Below are 4,792 nucleotides of genomic sequence, written 5' to 3'. Positions count from 1 at the left end.
CCCCGCCGTGCTTACAGGACGTGCGTCTTGGCGGCGATGTTGCCCAGGATGTCGGTGAGGCTGATGAATCGTCCGTAGTGGATGCCGCTGGCTTCGTTGTGCTCGCCGAGCCAGATGCCGATGACGGTGGCCGTGGTGTCGCGGGCGAACTGCCAGACCGGGCCGCCGGAGTCGCCGGGAATGCTTGGCGCCATTCCGGTGGTGAGGTACTGGTTGGCGATGAGGATGTCGCCCAGTGATCCGCAGGCGATGCCGGTGCTGATGCCGTCGTGGCAGACGGGGGTGTGGGGGTCGGGCGTGGAGATGGCGCCCACGCGCAGGCCGTACATGGTGCGCACCGAATGGTGGGCGCCGAAATCGATGAGGCCGTAGTCATCTTGGAGGTTGTCGCCGGGGGTGGCGACGGTGAGGATGAAATGTCCGATCGCGCCGGTGGTGCGGTCAAGCACGTGGTCGCTGCCCTTGTTGCAGTGGCCGGCCGTGATGCCGTAGTTGATGTTGGTGCCGGGGTCGGTGAAGGTGTAGCCCAGGGTGCACCGTGTGCCGCCGTGCGCTTGGATGGTGTCGATTTCATCGCCGGGGGATATCGTGGCGGCTCGCGCCTGGGCGGTGGCCGGGCCGCCTATTGCGGTGGCGGCCAGGGCGAGTGCACTGAGCATGGTTGTCAGCCCGACGTGGAGCGGGGCCTCGCGGCGTGCGCCGGCGCGCTCGGCCGCGGCGGTGGGCGGGGTCGGTCATGGCGTGAGTCCTTTCCTGAGCAGTCGTGCTGGCCTGCCGGGCGCCGTGTTCGTTCTATTGTCTGAGGCTGCGGCGGTGGCGTTCTGCACGGATTTGGGCGCGGGTGTGCAGGATGTCGATCCAGGTGTGCGCGGTGCGTGCCGCGCGTCCCAGCGGTTGGGCGTAGTCCGCGACGGCGGCGCTGGCGCGGTCGGCGATGAGAAGATCGGGGCTCGTCGGCGGGGCGGTCATCCTTGTTGGCTCCGTGGGGGTTTGGTTGCGGCTTCTGCGCGGCGCCATAGCTCGGCGAGCTCGTCGCGGATCATCGCGAACTGTTCGGTCAGGTCGTCACGATCAGCGCCGCTGGCCGCTAACTGCTGCATCCGGATTCCGTAGGTGTCGAAGGCCCTCCGGTAGGCCTCCTCAAGCACTTCGCGGGCATAGCTTCTGATCGACGCGCCGGGCGCGATGGCTTGGGAGTAGGCGTCGAACAGGTAGAGGGCCAGCTGCTTGTGCGTGTCGGCGCTGGGCGGCTCGCTAGGTTGCAGGGCGTGACGCGCCGATTGCCGGCGGCCGGCCGCTAGGACGCCTACCGGTGTGGGGTCTGCGCCGGAATCGACCAGGGCGCGGATCAGTTCATAGACCCAGCGGGCCTGGGGCCGCCAGATCGCGTCGTCGGGCACCAATTCCAGCATGGGGCGGGCACGCTCGGCGGTCAGCCACATCAGCGAGCCGATGAACTGGTGCTCGGGGCTGTACTCATCGATGACGGTGTGGGACCGCCATTCGTCGTCGAGATCTGGCGTGTCATCGGCGGTGTCGGTGACCACCGTCAGTGGGGTGCACAGGTTGTGCGCGACGGTCATGGTGCGTTCACCCCCCACAACAGCAGCGCGTAGTACCAGATGAGCGTGGCGGTCTGGGCTGGTGTGGTTTCAGCGGGGAGGAGTCGGTGCACCGCGGCGGTGATCGCGGCCGGGTTGTCCGGCGCGACAAGGTTGTCTACGGCGTTGTGACGCAGGGCTTCCACCGTGGCTTGGTCGGGTCTTGCCGTGCCGTCCGCCCCGGCCAGGGATGCGGCTTCGGTCAGCAGCGCCCCGGCACGCAGGTAGAAGCGGGCTTCCCCGCGGGCCATGGTCAGCACTGCGATGGGGTAGTGGTAACCGGGGTCGGTATCCGACCCGTATAACCACTTGCTGGCGTGGTCGCTGATCCAGGCCTGGGAGTCGCAGGCAACGAAATATGGTGCGGGCACTGCTGGTTCGTTGTCGGAGATGACCTCGATGGTGGCGATGCCGGCCACCTGGGGCTCGCGGGAGGGTCGGGGGTCGTCGAGATCGGTCAGCCGCAGCAGCTCGTAGCTGGTGTGGGCGGCGGTGTTGGGCACGGGCCGTAGGTAGTAGTCGGCCCCGACGGCGTACTTCAGCAGAGCTTGGTGGGCTGCCGTGAAGTCCAAGTGGTCGCTGACGGTGCCGGGCTGGGTGTCGTGGTTGATGGTGAGCTGGTGCATGGTGGGCTCCTTGAGGTGGTGATCGGGGTGCTCAGGCGACGTGGTTGGCGAGTTCGCGTAGCCGGTCCGGCCTAAAGCCGCTGTGGTGGTCGTCGGGCCCGGCGTAGATGACCGGGGCTTGCAGGTAGCCCAGCGCCATCACGTATTCGCGTGCGTCGTGGTCCACGGAAATATCGACTCGGCGGTATTCGATTCCAAGTTTGTCGAGGGTGCGGAAAACGGCGGTGCATTGCACGCATCCGGGCTTTGAGTAAACGGTGAGAGCATCCATTTCTGGTATCCTTTTGCGGGGTGGTTCGTTGTATCGATTTTATCGCTATTGCCCGACATCTAACAGCACTAATTTCGTGTTCGATAAGTATGTTTGTGTGTTATTGCGACACGTTCTTTGACAGATTTAGCACATGTCGACTCCCTCCGATCTGGTTGGCGCCCCGGACCATAGCCGGGCCGCAGTCTTTGTCCAACCTTTTCTCTCGCGCCTCATCGCCAGCATTGCGGCGGCCGTGATGCGGTCGGCGCGCAACGGTCCGGACGGAAAGTTTTCGCGGAGCACAGCGACGTCTTTTAGGCGAAAACTTTTCGGGCCGTCAGGCCTTTATCCGCGGCCTTGCGCAGAGACCGCAGCTGGCCATGCTGAAAAGGCGATGAGGGTGGAGAATAAATTGCCAGTAACGCCGTAGGCGTTTCCGCCGGCGCCACCGGCGAGGGCGCGGTCGCCGCCGTGCCACCCGCAACCACCCACCCTGCCCAGGGGAGGGGCCGGGGCTCCGCGGCCCCGGCCCCTGACTGGCGCTATCCCTTGACGGCCTCAGCGAGGTACTGCTCGTAGACCTCGTCAGTGGTCTTGGTTGCGGTGATGATCTCTTCGACTGCGGCCAACGGGTAGTCATTGTCAGCCAACCAGCGCAGGTATTCGGCGCTGCCCACGTGGTGGTTCCAGCTGGGCCTGCTGCTGCGCCAGGCGTCCTTGGGTGTGCGGGCTTCCAGGGCCCCCAAGACCAGCGCCAGGGTCAGCACCTGGGCGCGTGGGTCACCGTTGGCAGGCAATCCGGATGCCAGCTGGGCCACGGCCTCGGCGCTTTCCACGCCGAGCAGGGCCGCGGTCGTGTCCATCGCGTTGTGGTTGGTCAGCAGGTAGCTATCGCGGGCCAGCACGCGGCCAACGAAGATGGCCGCGCCTTTGGGCGGGGTCTTGCGGGCGAGCAGCTTGGCGACGAACTCTCGCCGCACCAGCATCGCCGCATCACCGAGTTTATTCAGTGCCAGCACTTTTCGGCGCTCCCGCTTCTCGGCTTCGGCACGCTCTTCGTCGGCCTTTTGGCGGGCCGCCTCACGCTGCTCGCCGTCCAAATCAACAGCAGCGCCGGTGTTGGCGTCCACCAGTGCGGTACGCCGGGCGAACCAGTCCACGGGTGTCAGCCGGGCAGCGCGGTAGTCAACGCAGTAGTACTCGGGAACGAATACCGTTGTCTCGGTGACTGTCTTGGCGTGACGTAGCCCCTCGGCGGGTTCGGCGTCGGGCTGATCTTCGGTGTTGTCCCAGTCAACGCTGTCCTCGTCGACGATCTCGCCGGTCTCGACGTCACACAGTGCGGTGTCCTCGTAGAGCAGCACCGCCCAATGGGCGGGGTTGGTGACAGCGGTGTCATCGGCTTCGGCCCCGTCTTCGGTGACCAGGTAGCGCAGCGGGATGCAGGCCGGATCCCATGAACCGGGCCGCTCGGCAAGGACCAAGAATCCCTTGTCGGTGTAGACCTGGGCGGCTTGGGCTTCGGCTTCGGCTGAGGCGCGTTCTTCGCGCAGCTGGGCAACGGTGTGCTCGAATCGACGGGTACCAGCGGCCTCGATGAGACGGTCCACCGCACCGGCCATGTCTTCAAACTCGGTGATCGCTGAGGCTTCGGTCAGGCTCAGTTGACCCCCGTCGAGGGCAGCCATGGCCGCAGCCGATTTGGCCGCGATCTCGGCGGCCTTGACGGTGTCCTTGGCCACCGACAGCTTCTTGGCGACTTTGGTCACCGACACGCCAGCATCGAGCATTTGCTGAATGCCGCGTGCTCGCTGGGCCTCGGTGAGTTGCTTGCGCTGGTCGTTTTCCACGAGCTGCTCTGACACTCGTTCGACGAGCTGGTCAGCCTCGTCGCTGGCGCTGGCGGGACGCACATAGACCGGAACGGTGGTGAGGTTGGCCGCGCGCGCGGCCAAGGTTCGGCGTTGTCCGGCGCGCACCCACACGGTGCCGTCCGCGCCGCGCACGGCGGCAATCGGAATGAGCACGCCGTGCTCTTTGATACTGGCCACGAACTGGCTGTCGAGGTCGGCTATATCTCGGACGTTGAGTTCCAACGTCAAGCTCTGCGGGTCAAGGTGTTCCAACGTTCCACGGGACTGCTCGCTGACACTGGCTTCGGTGGGGTTGATGGTGTCGGTCATGATTGAACCTTTCTTGGGTGGCGTGCGCACGGCCGCCTGTTCTGTTTGCCTTCTGGCAATGAAGATTTGGGCCGGCATGAGGGCCGCGGAGTGCAAGGTCCGGGCGTCGCGAGCGCGCCTGCGAGCTGG

6 protein-coding genes are annotated in these 4,792 nt (G+C 65.7%); all 6 read right to left on the bottom strand.

Annotation, left to right across the window (positions count from 1 at the left end; all coding sequences use genetic code 11):
• Nucleotides 1–11 precede the first annotated feature (11 nt).
• The 6 genes from HMPREF0591_RS26250 to HMPREF0591_RS26225 all read right to left on the bottom strand — a co-directional run bounded on the left by HMPREF0591_RS26250 (nt 12) and on the right by HMPREF0591_RS26225 (nt 4,663).
• Nucleotides 12–659, bottom strand: coding sequence for a chymotrypsin family serine protease (locus HMPREF0591_RS26250; protein ID WP_007171796.1), 648 nt, complete (start codon nt 657–659; stop codon nt 12–14).
• 133 nt (nt 660–792) lie between these two features.
• The gene (locus HMPREF0591_RS26245) at nt 793–969 is read right to left on the bottom strand and encodes a hypothetical protein (protein WP_007171795.1); all 177 of its coding nucleotides are present in this window, start codon (nt 967–969) and stop codon (nt 793–795) included.
• Entirely contained in the window at nt 966–1,547 is a 582-nt protein-coding gene (locus tag HMPREF0591_RS26240) for a hypothetical protein (protein ID WP_244269116.1), read from the bottom strand. Before HMPREF0591_RS26240 ends, HMPREF0591_RS26245 begins: the two co-directional genes overlap by 4 nt.
• 32 nt (nt 1,548–1,579) lie before the next feature.
• The gene (locus HMPREF0591_RS26235; protein WP_007171793.1) at nt 1,580–2,227 is read right to left on the bottom strand and encodes a hypothetical protein; all 648 of its coding nucleotides are present in this window, start codon (nt 2,225–2,227) and stop codon (nt 1,580–1,582) included.
• Between the two features lie 31 nt (nt 2,228–2,258).
• Nucleotides 2,259–2,498 (bottom strand): glutaredoxin-like protein NrdH, encoded by a 240-nt coding sequence (gene nrdH / locus HMPREF0591_RS26230; protein ID WP_007171792.1) that lies wholly within the window; start codon nt 2,496–2,498, stop codon nt 2,259–2,261.
• Between the two features lie 524 nt (nt 2,499–3,022).
• On the bottom strand, nt 3,023–4,663 hold the full coding sequence (locus tag HMPREF0591_RS26225) for a ParB/RepB/Spo0J family partition protein (protein WP_040624057.1): 1,641 nt from the start codon (nt 4,661–4,663) through the stop codon (nt 3,023–3,025).
• Nucleotides 4,664–4,792: the final 129 nt, after the last annotated feature.

The organism is Mycobacterium parascrofulaceum ATCC BAA-614, from assembly GCF_000164135.1.
In the GTDB taxonomy this organism is placed as follows: domain Bacteria; phylum Actinomycetota; class Actinomycetes; order Mycobacteriales; family Mycobacteriaceae; genus Mycobacterium; species Mycobacterium parascrofulaceum.
This window is presented reverse-complemented; position numbering and strand designations above follow the sequence as displayed.